The sequence below is a fragment of the Clostridium sp. CS1-1 genome, from assembly GCF_056135525.1.
Genome location: NZ_CM148680.1, coordinates 1,426,936 through 1,443,746 on the forward strand (window position 1 = coordinate 1,426,936; position 16,811 = coordinate 1,443,746).

A 16,811-nucleotide genomic window follows, 5' to 3' on the forward strand; every position below is an offset into this window, starting at 1 on the left:
GGGAGTATTAGAGCGGGTAGTCATCGGATAAAAGGGGAGGATATAGGTAGTATGGCTGTAAATATTTCTTATGAGATAGAGAGATTACTTCAATACGGTTTGCATAAAAGGCTTATTAATGATTTAGATGCAATTTATACAAGAAATAGAATAATGGAGCTATTACAAATAGATGACATTGAAGAAGTATGTGTTGAAGAGGAAGTTTTAGATTCCCCTGAAGTAATACTTGAAAATATACTGAGATGGTGTCTTAAAAAAGGTGTTCTTGAGAACGATGGAGTAGTATATAAGGATTTATTAGATACAAAAATTATGGGATGTTTAATACCAAAGCCCTCTGAAATTATTTGTAAGTTTAATACTTTTTACTTGGAAGACAAAAAGAAAGCAACTGATTATTATTATGATTTAAGTAAAAGCTCTAATTATATTAGGACTAGCAGAATAAACAAGGATTTAAAGTGGAAAACTTCTACTGAATATGGGGATATAGATATTACAATTAATTTATCAAAGCCTGAAAAGGACCCTAAGACTATTGCAATAGCAAAAAATTTACCTTCTAGTTCATATCCTAAATGCTTATTGTGTAAGGAGAATGAGGGCTACGCAGGAAGACTGAGTCATCCAGCAAGGCAAAATCACAGAATACTTCCTTTAATATTAAATAATGAAAGGTGGTTTTTTCAATATTCACCATATGTTTATTACAATGAGCATTGTATAATATTCAAAAGTCAGCATGAGCCTATGAAAGTTTCTAAAGATACATTTGTAAGATTACTAGATTTTATAGAAAAATTCCCACATTATTTTATTGGTTCCAATGCAGATTTGCCTATAGTCGGAGGTTCTATCTTATCACATGACCACTTCCAAGGCGGAAACTATGAGTTTGCTATGGCAAAGGCACCGATTGAGAAAGAATTTAATGTTCCAAAATTTAAGAATATAAAGGTTGGTAAAGTTAAATGGCCAATGTCTGTTATAAGACTAGAAGGGGAAAGTAAGAAAGATTTAGCTGAAGCTGCTTATTATTTATACAGAGTATGGGCAAACTATTCTGATGATACAGTAGACATTCTATCTAATACAAATGGGATTCCACACAATACAATAACTCCAATCACAAGAATGAAAAGTGGCAAGTTTCAACTAGATTTAGTGCTTAGAAACAACAGAACAACGGAACAATATCCAGATGGTATATTCCATCCACACTGTGAGTTACACCATATCAAAAAGGAGAATATAGGACTTATAGAAGTTATGGGATTGGCAGTTTTGCCAGCAAGGTTGAAAAATGAATTAAAGAATTTAGAATATTTTTTAGTAAATAAAGACTATATAGAACAGATAAATGAAAAAGAAGAATTATTGAAGCATAAAGAATGGTGTAAAGAAATTATTCAAAGATATAAAGATATAAATAATGATAATGTGGGTAAAATATTACGAAATGAGGTAGGAACTAAATTCTTAAAGGTGCTTGAGCACGCTGGTGTTTTCAAAAGGGATAAACAAGGACAAGACGCTTTCAATATGTTTATTAAAGGATTATAACTTTAAAGGCTGTTCTAGTAAAGGTTATAATATTAGTGTATAACGGGAAACAAAAAACGCAAACATTACAGTTAGGTTACTCTAATCTTTTTTCATTCAGACAGTTAGTGTTATAACTAAGTGGAATTTGGATAAGACTCTGAATTTAAATTCTGAGCCTTATCCTTTAAAATCTCTATTTAGTTTTTATTTCATAGTTCTAAACATAACCTTTTGAGCAGGCATAGCTGCTTTAATAGCATCAGCCTTATCCTGTGATATAATTCCGGCAGTTACAAGTTCAGCTGTGAAATCAGTCTTTTCTTTCTTATTATTTTCGAAATAAGTCTTACGTTCAGTCTCAGTCATATTTTTAATCTTATCAATTTCTGCTTTTCTATCAGTTTCTTTTTGTTTCATATAGTCTACAATCTTAGTTTCTTCATCTTGGGTAATAGTTCCGTTCGTTACTAGTTTATCAAGCTCAGCTTTAAGCATTTCTTGATTTCCTCCGAACCCTTTTCCGCCAGGTCCTTGGTGAATTACCTTAGCTACAGCATCAGCTTGGTCTTTAGTTATAGTTCCAGCTGTTACAAGGCTGCTTAGTAAATTAGTTTTTTCTGCCGGCTTATTGTTTTCAAAGTAAGTCTTACGTTCAGCTTCAGTCATGTTTTTTACTTTATCCATCTCTGCTTGTCTTGCAGCATGTTCTTGAGTAATGCTGTTTAATATGGCAGTCTCTTGGTCAGCAGTAATAGTTCCAGCAGCAACTAATTTATCAAGCTCAGTTTTAGCTTGTTCTGGATTTTCTCCACGTTCTTTACCGCTAGGTCCTTTATGGCTTACATTAGATATGGCATCAGCTTGAGCCTGTGTTAAAGTTCCATTGGTTACAAGTTCACTTAAGAAGTTAGTTTTTTCTGCCGGCTTATTGTTTTCAAAGTAAGTCTTACGTTCAGCTTCAGTCATGTTTTTTACTTTATCCATCTCTGTCTGTCTTTCAGTATATTTTTGTTTAAAGTAATCCAAGACTTTAGTTTCTTGGTCAGCAGTGATAGTTCCGTCCGTTACTAACTTATCAAGCTCTGTTTTCATATTGTCTGATATGTTTTGCTTATTCATTCTAGCTTCCTGTCTTTTAGTACTTGCTCCTGCTAATGTATTTGTATTACTTTTTGCAAAGACGTAACTTCCTGTTGATAGAAGAACACCTCCAGCTACTACTGCAGTTATTATTTTGCTTACTAATTTTTGGCTTTTCATTTTATACTCTCCTTTAAATGTTTTATTTTTAAAACTTGTTGGTTTCTATATATTTATAATACAGCTCCTATGTCACAGTTTAGTTACAACTTGGTTAATATTTCATAGATAATGATTAATAGTTTGTGAACGTTTTATATATTTGAATTTTTACGTAGCATTTTATTATTCACACAATCTTAATCATAATATTGAATTTTGTAATTTAATTAGGATTAGTAGTAAATACTAGAATATAATAATGTTTTACAAAGAGTGGTGATTTTAGTGGAAGCTACTAATTTAAATAATGATAATACAAATAAAAAAGCAGATTATACACCCTTAAGCAGCGATATAACCTGTAATTTAGATAAACTAAAAACTATTTTTGTATACCCAGAAAATAGAGATTTTATTATTAGAGGTATTAATATAAAAGCTTTAAATAAAGATGGAGCTGTAATTTGTTTACATGGTATCGTTGACGCTAATATGATACAGAATAACATCATTGAACCCTTGTTAGGAAGCTCAGTTACAAATGAAAATAACGAAGACATATGCACATTTTTGATGAAAAACATTTTAACAGGAAAAAATGTTAAAACGGTTAATAACTTTAAACAAGTTTCAGATGAAATTGTTAATGGCAATAGTATACTGCTTATTGAAGGTCAGAGTGAAGCAATTTCTATTTCCACCGCACAATATGAACATAGGTCGGTAGAAAAGCCTACTGCTGAAAATACACTTAAGGGTCCGAAAGAATCATTTACCGAGGATTGTGGTGTAAATCGTTCTCTTATCAGGAAGCATTTAAGGAATTCAAGACTTATCACAGAAAGCTTTATTCTTAATAGCAAGGTTTTTAATGAGATTTTTATTATGTATGAAAAGGATATTGCTAATCCTAAATTAATAGAGGAGGTTAAAGAAAGAATAGGAAAAATAAGCGTAGAAAATATAAAAAATCTTTCGATTTTAGAACAGCATCTAGAAGATAGGACTTACTCATTAATACCGACAGTATTAATGACTGAAAGACCAGATAGGGTGTCAGCATTTCTCGAAGAAGGATATGTAGCGATGCTCATGGAAGGAGCACCCTATGCTTTAATAGTTCCTGTAACTTTTTGGTCATTTTTTCATACTCCTGAGGATATGTATCAAAGATGGTCATATGGAAACTTTATGAGAATGATAAGACTGTTTGCCTGTTACATTGCACTACTTATGCCAGGATTATATATCGCAGTAAGCAGTTATCATGCAGATATGATCCCCACAGATTTAGTTCTTGCTATATCTGCAAGTAGAGAAAAACTCCCTTTTCCAGCTATAATTGAGGTTTTAATAATGGAGATTTCTTTTGATTTAATAAGAGAAGCAGGAATAAGAGTTCCCACGCCTATAGGACCTACAATTGGAATAGTTGGCGCGCTTATCCTAGGGCAGGCAGCAGTTCAAGCAAATATTGTAAGTCCAATTTTAGTAATTGTTGTATCCTTAACAGGGCTTTCATCCTTTGCTATTCCAGAAAATAGTCTGAACTTTATGATTAGAATAGGAAGATATATATTTTTATTTTCTGGGGTTATGATGGGTTTTTATGGGATAGCTGTATGTTTTGCTGTGATTATAACCTACCTGGGAACAGTAAGTTCCTTTGGAGTTCCTTTCAATACGCCTATGTCACCACATTATAGATCCTCAAAGGATATGGTTATTAGACCACCAGTATGGAAACAATGGCTTAGGCCAATGTTTATGAATCCTCTGGATAAAAAAAGAAGCAAGAAACCAGAAGAGGAGTGATTTTAGTGTTTAAGCAAGCTAACAACAAAACAGGAACGAGGGAATTATTGGCAATTATTGTTTTTACAATAGGTATACAGGCGTCAGACACAACACCAACACTACTCTTTAAGGATGGGAAAAATGCCGCCTGGATGATGGTATTGGTGGCCTCAATCATTCCTTTTATTTGCCTTCTAGCACTTATAAAATTACTGAAAAGATACAAAGATAAAGGGTTGATGGAAGTTGTATATCAGTTAACAGGGAAATTTATTGGATTTATTATTGGCATGATGTTAACTATCCAGTTAATATTATTTACTGCAATTAATACTAGAAGCTATATAGACATACTTTCAAATGTATTTTTTCAGAGTACGCCTCTAATGGTTTTATATATAATACTAATTTTAGGTAGTTTCACAATAGCAAACTTTGGAATAGAAGCAATCGGGAGACTTGCATGGATAAGCTTTTTCTACGTTATGATATCAATAATAGTCTTTATCCTGCTAGTTTGGAAAGAGCTTAATATAGATTACCTTTTTCCAATTTTGGGGCCGGGTATTAAAGACATTATAAAAAATGGAATAACTAACAGTACAATTTTTGGTGAAATAATTTTTTTTGCTATATTATTTCCTCATGTAAGGAGTTCTAATGCCTATAAAACTGCAAGTATTTTAGGCTTAGGGTTTGTAACAATTTTGATTTCTGGGTTTTGTGCAATATACATAATGGCTTTCGATTACCCACCAGCAGTAATTATAAATTATCCTTATCAGACACTTGCAAGGCTTATTTATGTAGGGAGATTTCTTGGTAACCTTGAAGCCTTCTTTTTAGCCTTTTGGGTTATAGCCTCAATTATACGTTTCTCCGTGTACCTTTATTTGGATGCTATTTTTTTAGGACACACACTAAAGCTAAGGCAATTTGAACCTTTAATTCTCACCTGTGCCGCATTAGCAATGGTTATTGGATTGATTCCGGAGAATTTTTTTCAAGCTATTGAAGTAGCAAAAAAATTTTTATTGAAAATAACATTGATATCTATCTATTCCCTACCTTTTATCCTTTTGATTATTTCACAATTGAAAGGAGATTATAAAAATGAAACTTAGAAAAATTAGCTTTTTTATGATTCTAATATTAATAACAGTTTTGTTTACAGGATGTTGGGATAAAATTGAAATAGAAGAGCAAGGATATGTTGCAGCTATTGGAGTAGATAAAGGAACTGGAAAAATGCTAAGGATTACCTTTCAAATTATAAATCCTAAAGCAGGTGGGGGAGGCGGTGCATCAAATCAAGGATCAGGAGGTGGCGGAGGCAGTAGCAAAGCATCGGATATTATCACAATAGAATCTCCTGGAATGCTTATTGCTAGGGAGATTGTTAGCATTTCAGTAACAAGGAAAATATCTCTCTCACATGCGAAGATTTTAGTTATAGGTGAGGAGTTAGCCAAAACAGATCAGTTTTTTCGAATTCTAGAGTCATCTTTGCGTGAAAAGGAAATTAGACGTTCTATGAATATAATGATATCGAGAGAAAAGGCAGAAGAGTTTATTAGCAATAATAAACCTATTCTAGAAGACAGACCAGAAAAGTTTTTTCAGTTTATGGCAAGGAGATGGAAGGATACTGGACTTGTTCCTCCGAAGTCAACCTTAAATAGGTTTATGCAGCGTACTGAAGAAGCAGGAAGTCTTTTTTTAACTACCTATGGTACTGCTAAAACTTTTCCTGACAGAGAAGGAAAAAATGAAGCAGATTTTCTTCCAGGTCAGGTTCCAAAGGTAGGAGGTAACCCTACTGAAATAATAGGATCAGCGGTCTTTTGTAAAGGTAAGATGATTGGTAGTTTAACAGGAGATGAAACTAGATTAGTTTCGCTTTTAAGACCGAAAGCTGAAGTGAATAGCATGTTATTTAGCATCCCAGACCCCTTAAAGAACGAGTATCTAATGGGAGTACGAGTTACGAAACAAAAGGGTAGCAAGATTAATATAGATGTTAGTGATGGCCCTCTTACTATAGATATTACTGTGCCAATTCTTATAGACGTATTAGCTATTCCAAGCTTCGAAAGTTATCCGGAAGATATAGGGAAGCAAGACATATTAAAACAGGCAATAGGAAGTCATTTTGAAAAAGAATCAATGAAGTTAATAAAAAAAGCTCAAAATGAGCTAAATGGAGATCCTTTTTTATGGGAGCTTGCGGCAAGAAAAAAGTTTTTAACCCAAGATGCTTATAAAAAATATAATTGGTTAAAGGCATTCCCTAAAGCGCAGGTGACTGTTCATTATAAAGCAATTATAAAAAGTTTTGGAAAACAGCTAGATCCACCTAAGGAAAATGAATCAAAATAATGATATAGGATGGTTTTAAATATGGGACGATTATTTTTTGTGCTTTATTTAGTTGTAACTTGGAATACACTTAGGTTTGGAAGAATAGTATGGAAACAAGGAAAGAGGTTCAGTAGTGTTATTATTGTGAGTATAGCTTTAATATTGGTAGGATTAGCGACTTGGGTATTTTTACTAGGACCTAGATAACTTAAGACAAATTTATATACTACAGAAACAAGGAAATGTTTTGTATTAAAATATTATAGATAGTGAAATTTAGAGGTGCTTTTATTGAACCTTGAATAAATTTATTTTTTAACTCCTAAAATAGATGAAGAAACAAATAGAAAATGATTTAAAAGAACTTAAGATATATATACTTGAGTTCTTTTTGGTATTTCTGTAACATATTGAAATGTTTTGATAAATTTATAAATTTGTCTGTTATTGTAATTATATTACATATATAATATCGAAAAATATACAAACTAACAATAATTTTTACATATGTATAAACTAATTTAAAAATACTACGAAAAATAAATATAACAAATATTCAAAGGGATGGTGTAGTAATGCTGAGAGAGTTATTCGTAAATATAAATATCTTAATTTCTTTTATATTTATAGCATTCATATACTTAAAGGATCATTCTTTAAATTATGAGTGTGGAATAAAAACAAGATGCGTCTCAGGGGTTGCTAGCGGGGTTCTAGGGATTTTACTGATGATCTTTGGAATTCATAGTAGTGGTATTATTTCGGTTGATTTGAGGTTTATTGCAGTTATTTTAGTAGCTATTTATACAGGCACTCTTCCAGCTGTGATTTCTGCATCTATAATAGATGTGTTTAGAATATTATATTTTGGATTAAATATATCTTCAATAATTAGCTCAATAACTTTAATGGTTATTGCCATTGGATGCGGGATAATATCTAAGTTAGATTTAGAAGAAGAGAAAAAGTGGTTTATGATGTTTACATATAGTATAGCAGCAGTCACAATAAATCTAACGATATTATTAAAAAATCGAATTGATTTTCATTTGTTAATTTTTCAATTTTGGATTGCATCTATAAGTGCTGGCTTCATTATTTATTTTGTTACACAATATATTATTGAATCCAATAGGCTTTTTAAGAGATTTAGAGAGCAATCTACAAAGGACTTCTTAACAGGATTAAATAATACTAGACAGTTTAATTTATTGTTTGATGACATGGTTAGTAAAGTTAAGAAGAATGGGAAAATCGAAAAGTTTTCTCTTATCATCATAGATGTAGATCACTTTAAGAAGATTAATGACACCTATGGTCATCCTTCAGGAGATGCTATACTCAAGCAGCTTGCAGTGGTTATGTCTAGCATATGCAGTTCGAATGATATTATTTCTCGAATAGGTGGAGAAGAATTTTCTATCCTGCTACCTAATTACAACTATATGAAAGCTTCAGTAATTGCTGAGAAAATTAGAAAATCCATAAGAAAACATAAGTTTTTGCTTCCAGAGGGAGTAGAGGTAAGTTGTACTGTTTCAATAGGAGTTGCAACGTATCCAGATACGGTTACTTGTGCTGATATGCTGATAAGTAAAGCGGACCAAGCTCTTTATGAGGCAAAAAAACTTGGACGCAATCAGGTATACTGTGTCGGTAAAAATTGTGAGATGATACGATTTGTAGATTCTTTTTAAATAATCGGATAAACAGAGTTTTTAGTATCAAATTGAGTATTAGAATTATTAATCATGGGATAAATATTAAAAATAAACAATATATAAAAAGCATAATAGGTAGTGAATACTTATTATGCTTTTTATATATTGTTTATTAACCTGTATTTTAGCACTCAAATACACTTGTTCATAGTCTTATATTCCGTGTTTTAGTTATTAAAAAAAATTATAATTTAGTAAGTATAATAGGAGCTCCATCTGTTATAACTATTGTATGTTCATATTGAGCAACTAAACACCCATCTTCAGTTCTTAAAGTCCAGCCATCATTATCTTCCACAGTAAACTCGGATGTAATAGAAATGAAGGGTTCCACAGCGAGCACTAGTCCATATTTCAATAGATAATCCTGCGATTTATCGAAAAAGTTAGGTATATACTCTGGCTCCTCATGAAGCCTTTTTCCAATACCATGACCAGTTAAGTCTTTTATTACCGTAAAACCATTGTTTCTCGCCTCATTATGTATGGCTCTTCCAAGTTGATTTATCTTAACACCGGGCCTAGCTTTTTCCATGGCCTTATAAAAAGCTGATTCAGAACACTCACACAACTTTTTTGCTAAGTTAGATACAGGTTCAACTGCTATAGTAATACCTGTGTCTGCAAAATACCCGTTTAATTCAGCAGAAATATCAACATTTACTATATCACCAGCGTTTACTACTCTGTCACCTGGGATTCCATGGGCAGCTACATCATTTATGCTTATGCAAGTGCTTCCTGGAAAGTTATATTCCTGTCTAGGAGCGGACTTTGCTCCGTATTCTAGCAGGACCTTTTCGCCTATTGAGTCGAGCTCAGCAGTTGTAATACCTGGCTTGATGTTTTTAACCATTTCTTCTCTTGCTGATGCAACAATTCTGCCTATTTTCTTTAAAGCCTCCAAATCATTTTCCGAGGTTATTATCATTAATATATCAATCCTTTCTCTTAAGATTTTTATTAAGATTAATTTTTAAAAACAATAAAATAATAACTAGTCGTAAAGGTATAATAATAGTATGATATTAAATGGAAATATAATTCTATAGGAGGTGTTTTGGGTGGATCGTTCAAAGCAATTAGGTGAAGAAAGTGTAGGACGACTATTATGGAAATTTTCCATTCCTGCAATAGTGGGAATGGTTGTAAATGCACTATATAATATAGTAGATAGAATATTTGTAGGAAGAGGAGTTGGAATGCTAGGGATTTCAGCAACAACTATAGCTTTTCCTATTGCGATTATTATTATGGCTTTCGGCATGCTTGTGGGAATAGGTTCTGCGGCCACAGTTTCAATAAAACTCGGTCAAAAGAACAAAGAAGAAGCTGAACATATCTTAGGAAATGCATTTACTCTAATAATTATAGTATCTATTTCGGTAACTGTTTTAGGGATTGCCTTTGAGGAGCCTCTTTTAAGACTGTTTGGGGCCAGTGAAGAGGTTCTACCATTAGCAAAACAGTTTATTACTATAATTTTGCTAGGTGCTGTACTTCAAAATATAGGGTTTGGACTTAATAATATAATTCGATCTGAAGGAAATCCTAGAATGGCAATGATTACTATGTTAATTGGGGCTATATTAAATACTATTTTCAATCCACTTTTTATATTTGTATTCCATTTGGGAATAAGAGGGTCAGCTCTTGCAACTATAATTTCACAATCAGTTTGTTCAGTATGGGTGCTTTCATATTTCATGGGTAAAAAAAGTACGTTGAAACTAAAGACTTCTAATTTAAAGTTGAATTCGTATATTGTAAAACAGATATTTGCTATTGGTATGGCTCCGTTCTTGATGCAGCTAGCTGCTAGTGTAATAAATATAACTTTAAATAAAAGTTTGGAAGTATATGGAGGAGATATAGCTATTGCAGCTATGGGAATTATAAATAGTGTAGTGATGCTAATATTAATGCCTATCTTTGGCATAAATCAAGGTTCTCAGCCTATTATTGGATATAATTATGGAGCTAAAAATTTTGAAAGGGTAAAGAACGCTTTAAAGTTAGCTGTGTTTGCTGCAACAGGCATTTCTACTTTGGGGTTTATTATAGTAGAATTGTTTCCAAGGGCAATCATAAGTGTTTTTAGTAGCAGTAATACTCAATTAATAGATATTGGCTCAAAGGGAATTCGAATATTTTTAGTCATGCTTCCTATTATAGGATTTCAAATTGTAAGTTCAAATTATTTTCAGGCCGTAGGAAAAGCTAAGATTTCTACTTTTCTAGCTTTATCAAGACAGGTTATAGTATTATTACCACTACTTCTTATTTTACCTGGTTTTTTCAAGTTAAATGGAGTTTGGGCTGCGGGACCTACTGCTGATGCTATTTCCTCAATACTTACTGGCGGATTTCTTCTCAGAGAGATAAAGCGTTTAGGTGATGCTGAAACAAAAATCAGCTAGGTTTTACTCTTTTTTCAAAGTGGAGTTAAAGAACAATTTGATGATTCATCAGATTAAGAATAAGGTGGGGCTTATTGCCCCATCTTATTTAAATTTCAGTGCATATACAGAGTTAAAGAGTTAATAGATTGAAGATGCTTTTTTAAAACTTTAATTTTTGCTATTTTACGTATTAATCTATAAAATTCTTCTATTAGGTAGGGCGAAATTTTGGAATGAGACTATTATTTAGCAATAAACTGCATCTGGTGTATCACTATGAGTATTATGAAGTTTTTTAGAGAAAAAGTTAAAAAAATGAATATAATTTAAAATAAATAGATATAATACTAATGTTTATAGGTTATAAAAATGATAAGATTACATTCGTCGCTTGGATAAGTGATAAACAAAAGTCGTAAAGATGTTATTGACACTTAGTAAATATTTATGATAGTATGTGAAGACAGTTGAGAATTAGAAAAACACTCGAAAAATTCTTGACAAAACAAAAACAACTTGATAGAATATTGAGGTGTTGAAATAAAACAAATTGATCTTTGAAAATTAAACAGAGTGAAGATAAGTAAAACTTATTTTTAAATAAACCAGCAATTCTTTGAGTTACTTTTAGAGTAACAAACAGTAATGAGTCACAAACTTTTAAATTGAGAGTTTGATCCTGGCTCAGGACGAACGCTGGCGGCGTGCCTAACACATGCAAGTCGAGCGATGAAATCCTTCGGGATGGATTAGCGGCGGACGGGTGAGTAACACGTGGGTAACCTACCTCAAAGAGGGGGATAGCCTCCCGAAAGGGAGATTAATACCGCATAATATTAGTTTTTCGCATGAAGGACTAATTAAAGGAGTAATCCGCTTTGAGATGGACCCGCGGCGCATTAGCTAGTTGGTGAGGTAAAGGCTCACCAAGGCGACGATGCGTAGCCGACCTGAGAGGGTGATCGGCCACATTGGAACTGAGATACGGTCCAGACTCCTACGGGAGGCAGCAGTGGGGAATATTGCACAATGGGCGAAAGCCTGATGCAGCAACGCCGCGTGAGTGATGAAGGCCTTCGGGTTGTAAAGCTCTGTCTTTGGGGACGATAATGACGGTACCCAAGGAGGAAGCCACGGCTAACTACGTGCCAGCAGCCGCGGTAATACGTAGGTGGCAAGCGTTGTCCGGATTTACTGGGCGTAAAGGATGCGTAGGCGGATATTTAAGTGAGATGTGAAATTCCCGGGCTTAACTTGGGAGCTGCATTTCAAACTGGATATCTAGAGTGTGGGAGAGGAGAATGGAATTCCTAGTGTAGCGGTGAAATGCGTAGAGATTAGGAAGAACACCAGTGGCGAAGGCGATTCTCTGGACCATAACTGACGCTGAGGCATGAAAGCGTGGGTAGCAAACAGGATTAGATACCCTGGTAGTCCACGCCGTAAACGATGAGTACTAGGTGTAGGAGGGTCCAACCTTCTGTGCCGCAGTTAACACAATAAGTACTCCGCCTGGGAAGTACGATCGCAAGATTAAAACTCAAAGGAATTGACGGGGGCCCGCACAAGCAGCGGAGCATGTGGTTTAATTCGAAGCAACGCGAAGAACCTTACCTGGACTTGACATCCCCTGAATTACTCGTAATGGAGGAAGCCCTTCGGGGCAGGGAGACAGGTGGTGCATGGTTGTCGTCAGCTCGTGTCGTGAGATGTTAGGTTAAGTCCTGCAACGAGCGCAACCCTTATCATTAGTTGCTACCATTAAGTTGAGCACTCTAGTGAGACTGCCCGGGTTAACCGGGAGGAAGGTGGGGATGACGTCAAATCATCATGCCCCTTATGTCCAGGGCTACACACGTGCTACAATGGTGAGTACAATTAGATGCAAACCCGCGAGGGGGAGCCAAACTAAAAAACTCATCCCAGTTCGGATTGTAGGCTGAAACTCGCCTACATGAAGCTGGAGTTGCTAGTAATCGCGAATCAGAATGTCGCGGTGAATACGTTCCCGGGCCTTGTACACACCGCCCGTCACACCATGAGAGCTGGCAACACCCGAAGTCCGTGAGGTAACCGTAAGGAGCCAGCGGCCGAAGGTGGGGTCAGTGATTGGGGTGAAGTCGTAACAAGGTAGCCGTAGGAGAACCTGCGGCTGGATCACCTCCTTTCTAAGGAATAATAACTAGAAGCTTAGGTTTTTAGTTACATTGGAATTTTGGTTTATACTCTGTTTAATTTTGAGAGATTATAAAATAGATCTTTCGAAAATTAAGTGTTGTTAATTAGATATGGATAGTTATTCATATGAATTATCAACCGTTAATTTAAATATGGGGGTATAGCTCAGCTGGGAGAGCACCTGCCTTGCACGCAGGGGGTCAAGGGTTCGAATCCCTTTATCTCCACCATTGTTCTTTGAAAATTGCACAGTGATAAGCGTTAAATAATGAAAGTTATTTAACATAAATTAAGTAAAGCTAAAGGTATGATTACTTAAATATGGATATTTATATCTGTACTAAAGTATCAATAACACCTTTGTAGATTTATAAACTAAAACTAGAAAATTGATAGAAGCAAGCAGTTCAAGGAAGGACTCGAGTGAAGAGCGGAGTTTACTTATGGTAAATGAGCATCTGAAAGAGAGGCCTGACGCAGAAATGCGAAGCTTATAGCAATTTTCGGTCAACTAGGTCAAGCTACAAAGGGCGCATGGTGAATGCCTTGGCACCAGTAGCCGATGAAGGACGCGATAAGCTGCGATAAGCTTCGGGTAGGCGCAAATAGCCTGCGATCCGGAGATTTCCGAATGGGGCAACCCACATAGCTAACGCTATGTACTGTAAACTGAATTCATAGGTTTATAGAGGTAGACCCGGGGAACTGAAACATCTAAGTACCCGGAGGAAGAGAAAGAAAAATCGATTTCCTAAGTAGCGGCGAGCGAAAGGGAAAGAGCCCAAACCAGGAACTTGTTCCTGGGGTTGCGGACAGATCATAAAAGGAAGTAGGAATTAATTGAAGAGAGCTGGAAGGCTCCGCCATAGAAGGTAACAGCCCTGTAGATGAAAATGAAAACTTCTAGATCTGATCCAGAGTACCACGAGACACGTGAAACCTTGTGGGAAGCAGGGAGGACCACCTCCCAAGGCTAAATACTAACTGGTGACCGATAGTGAAGCAGTACCGTGAGGGAAAGGTGAAAAGAACCCCGGAAGGGGAGTGAAATAGAACCTGAAACCGTGTGTCCACAATCAGTCGAAGCAGTTTTACCTGCGACGACGTGCTTTTTGTAGAACGAGCCAGCGAGTTACGATGTGTAGCAAGGTTAAGTATTTAAGATACGTAGCCGAAGGGAAACCGAGTCTGAATAGGGCAAAAAGTTGCATGTCGTAGACCCGAAACCGGGTGACCTATCCATGGACAGGTTGAAGCGGAAGTAAAATTCCGTGGAGGACCGAACCACATTGGTGTTGAAAAACCATGGGATGAGCTGTGGATAGCGGAGAAATTCCAATCGAACTCGGAGATAGCTGGTTCTCCTCGAAATAGCTTTAGGGCTAGCGTTTTGAATGAGTAGTGGAGGTAGAGCACTGAATGGGCTAGGGGCTGACAACAGTTACTGAACCCTATCAAACTCCGAATGCCATATACTTGAATCAAAGCAGTCAGACTACGAATGATAAGATCCGTGGTCAAAAGGGAAACAGCCCAGACCATCAGCTAAGGTCCCAAAGTGTAAGTTAAGTGGAAAAGGATGTGGGATTTCTAAGACAACTAGGATGTTGGCTTAGAAGCAGCCACTCATTTAAAGAGTGCGTAATAGCTCACTAGTCGAGAGATCCTGCGCCGAAGATGTTCGGGGCTAAAACTTACCACCGAAGCTATGGATTGATACGTAAGTATCAGTGGTAGAGGAGCTTCCTGTATGGGTTGAAGTCGTACCGTAAGGAGCGGTGGACTGTACAGGAGTGAGTATGCTGGCATAAGTAGCGAGAAATAAGTGAGAATCTTATTGGTCGAAAACCTAAGGTTTCCTGAGGAAGGCTCGTCCGCTCAGGGTTAGTCGGGACCTAAGCCGAGGCCGAAAGGCGTAGGTGATGGACAATCGGTTGATATTCCGATACCACCAATTTGCGTTATTACAAATGGGATGACGCAGGAGGATAAGATGTGCGCACTATTGGATGTGCGTCTAAGCACTTAGACAGACTAGATAGGCAAATCCGTTTAGTCAATGTTGAGGTGTGATGGGGAGCCCTTATGGGCGAAGTATCTGATTCCACGCTGCCAAGAAAAGTCTCTATGGAGTAAATTGGTGCCCGTACCGCAAACCGACACAGGTAGGTGAGGAGAGAATCCTAAGACCAGCGGAAGAATTGTTGTCAAGGAACTCGGCAAATTGACCCCGTAACTTCGGGAGAAGGGGTGCCACCGCAAGGTGGTCGCAGAGAATAGGCCCAAGCAACTGTTTAGCAAAAACACAGGTCTCTGCTAAAGCGAAAGCTGATGTATAGGGGCTGACGCCTGCCCGGTGCTGGAAGGTTAAGGGGAACACTTAGCGTAAGCGAAGGTGTGAACTTAAGCCCCAGTAAACGGCGGCCGTAACTATAACGGTCCTAAGGTAGCGAAATTCCTTGTCGGGTAAGTTCCGACCCGCACGAATGGCGTAATGACTTGGGCACTGTCTCGACAACAAATCCGGCGAAATTGTATTGCGAGTGAAGATGCTCGCTACCCGCGATTGGACGGAAAGACCCCGTAGAGCTTTACTGTAGCTTAGCATTGAGTCTCGGTATTGTCTGTACAGGATAGGTGGGAGACTGCGAAGCAGAGGCGTCAGCCTTTGTGGAGTCGTCCTTGGGATACCACCCTGATAGTACTGGGATTCTAACCGGCGGCCATGAATCTGGTCACGGGACATTGTTAGGTGGGCAGTTTGACTGGGGCGGTCGCCTCCTAAAAAGTAACGGAGGCGCCCAAAGGTTCCCTCAGAACGGTTGGAAATCGTTCGTAGAGTGCAAAGGCAGAAGGGAGCCTGACTGCGACACAAACAAGTGGAGCAGGGACGAAAGTCGGGCTTAGTGATCCGGTGGTACCTCGTGGGAGGGCCATCGCTCAACGGATAAAAGCTACCTCGGGGATAACAGGCTGATCTCCCCCAAGAGTCCACATCGACGGGGAGGTTTGGCACCTCGATGTCGGCTCGTCGCATCCTGGGGCTGAAGTAGGTCCCAAGGGTTGGGCTGTTCGCCCATTAAAGCGGCACGCGAGCTGGGTTCAGAACGTCGTGAGACAGTTCGGTCCCTATCCGTCGCGGGCGTAGGAAATTTGAGAGGAGCTGTCCTTAGTACGAGAGGACCGGGATGGACTGACCTCTGGTGCACCAGTTGTTCCGCCAGGAGCACAGCTGGGTAGCTATGTCGGGACGGGATAAACGCTGAAAGCATCTAAGCGTGAAGCCCACCTCAAGATGAGATTTCCCATAGCGTAAGCTAGTAAGACCCCTTGAAGAACACAAGGTTGATAGGTCAGAGGTGTAAGCATGGTAACATGTTCAGCTGACTGATACTAATAGGTCGAGGGCTTGACCTAAAACATCACTGTGCAATTTTGAGAGAACAATTCTTTCAAACAAAAAGTAACAATAAAAATTGATAGAAGCGAGCAGTTCAAGGAAAAGCTTGAGCGAGGAGCAGAGTTTACTTCAGTAAATGAGCACCACAGCGAAGGATTTGAC

The 16,811-nt window shown here is 37.1% G+C and carries 9 protein-coding genes, 1 tRNA gene and 2 rRNA genes; 10 read left to right on the forward strand and 2 right to left on the reverse strand.

What is annotated here, in order from left to right:
• Positions 1–51 precede the first annotated feature (51 nt).
• Positions 52–1,566, forward strand: coding sequence for a UDP-glucose--hexose-1-phosphate uridylyltransferase (gene galT / locus AC0N0V_RS06405; protein WP_474462811.1), 1,515 nt, complete (start codon positions 52–54; stop codon positions 1,564–1,566).
• A gap of 186 nt (positions 1,567–1,752) precedes the next feature.
• Here the strand turns inward: galT and AC0N0V_RS06410 are convergent, their stop codons facing one another.
• Positions 1,753–2,808 carry a hypothetical protein gene (locus AC0N0V_RS06410; protein WP_474462812.1) on the reverse strand — a complete coding sequence of 352 codons (1,056 nt, stop codon included), beginning with the start codon at positions 2,806–2,808 and terminating at the stop codon, positions 1,753–1,755.
• A 267-nt stretch (positions 2,809–3,075) separates the two neighbouring features.
• Here AC0N0V_RS06410 and AC0N0V_RS06415 point away from each other — a divergent pair, with 267 nt between their 5' ends.
• The 5 genes from AC0N0V_RS06415 to AC0N0V_RS06435 all read left to right on the forward strand — a co-directional run bounded on the left by AC0N0V_RS06415 (position 3,076) and on the right by AC0N0V_RS06435 (position 8,645).
• On the forward strand, positions 3,076–4,605 hold the full coding sequence (locus tag AC0N0V_RS06415; protein WP_474462814.1) for a spore germination protein: 1,530 nt from the start codon (positions 3,076–3,078) through the stop codon (positions 4,603–4,605).
• Positions 4,606–4,610: 5 nt separating this feature from the next.
• Positions 4,611–5,711 carry a GerAB/ArcD/ProY family transporter gene (locus tag AC0N0V_RS06420; protein ID WP_474462816.1) on the forward strand — a complete coding sequence of 367 codons (1,101 nt, stop codon included), beginning with the start codon at positions 4,611–4,613 and terminating at the stop codon, positions 5,709–5,711.
• Entirely contained in the window at positions 5,701–6,966 is a 1,266-nt protein-coding gene (locus AC0N0V_RS06425) for a Ger(x)C family spore germination protein (protein ID WP_474462818.1), read from the forward strand. The genes AC0N0V_RS06420 and AC0N0V_RS06425 overlap by 11 nt, the downstream gene beginning before the upstream one ends.
• A gap of 21 nt (positions 6,967–6,987) precedes the next feature.
• Positions 6,988–7,155 carry a hypothetical protein gene (locus AC0N0V_RS06430; protein ID WP_474462820.1) on the forward strand — a complete coding sequence of 56 codons (168 nt, stop codon included), beginning with the start codon at positions 6,988–6,990 and terminating at the stop codon, positions 7,153–7,155.
• Between the two features lie 368 nt (positions 7,156–7,523).
• Positions 7,524–8,645, forward strand: a complete 1,122-nt coding sequence (locus AC0N0V_RS06435; RefSeq protein WP_474462822.1) for a GGDEF domain-containing protein — start codon at positions 7,524–7,526, stop codon at positions 8,643–8,645.
• Between the two features lie 208 nt (positions 8,646–8,853).
• Here AC0N0V_RS06435 and map read toward each other — a convergent pair whose 3' ends face one another.
• On the reverse strand, positions 8,854–9,600 hold the full coding sequence (map, locus tag AC0N0V_RS06440; protein ID WP_474462824.1) for a type I methionyl aminopeptidase: 747 nt from the start codon (positions 9,598–9,600) through the stop codon (positions 8,854–8,856).
• A 133-nt stretch (positions 9,601–9,733) separates the two neighbouring features.
• On the opposite strand from map, the gene AC0N0V_RS06445 reads away from it, so the two are divergent.
• The 4 genes from AC0N0V_RS06445 to AC0N0V_RS06460 all read left to right on the forward strand — a co-directional run bounded on the left by AC0N0V_RS06445 (position 9,734) and on the right by AC0N0V_RS06460 (position 16,666).
• Positions 9,734–11,089 carry an MATE family efflux transporter gene (locus AC0N0V_RS06445; RefSeq protein WP_474462825.1) on the forward strand — a complete coding sequence of 452 codons (1,356 nt, stop codon included), beginning with the start codon at positions 9,734–9,736 and terminating at the stop codon, positions 11,087–11,089.
• 643 nt (positions 11,090–11,732) lie between these two features.
• Positions 11,733–13,239, forward strand: a 16S ribosomal RNA gene (locus AC0N0V_RS06450).
• Between the two features lie 164 nt (positions 13,240–13,403).
• A tRNA-Ala gene (locus AC0N0V_RS06455) sits at positions 13,404–13,479 on the forward strand.
• A gap of 284 nt (positions 13,480–13,763) precedes the next feature.
• A 23S ribosomal RNA gene (locus AC0N0V_RS06460) occupies positions 13,764–16,666 on the forward strand.
• Together the 16S and 23S rRNA genes with 1 tRNA gene alongside form the textbook arrangement of a ribosomal RNA operon.
• Positions 16,667–16,811 lie beyond the last annotated feature (145 nt).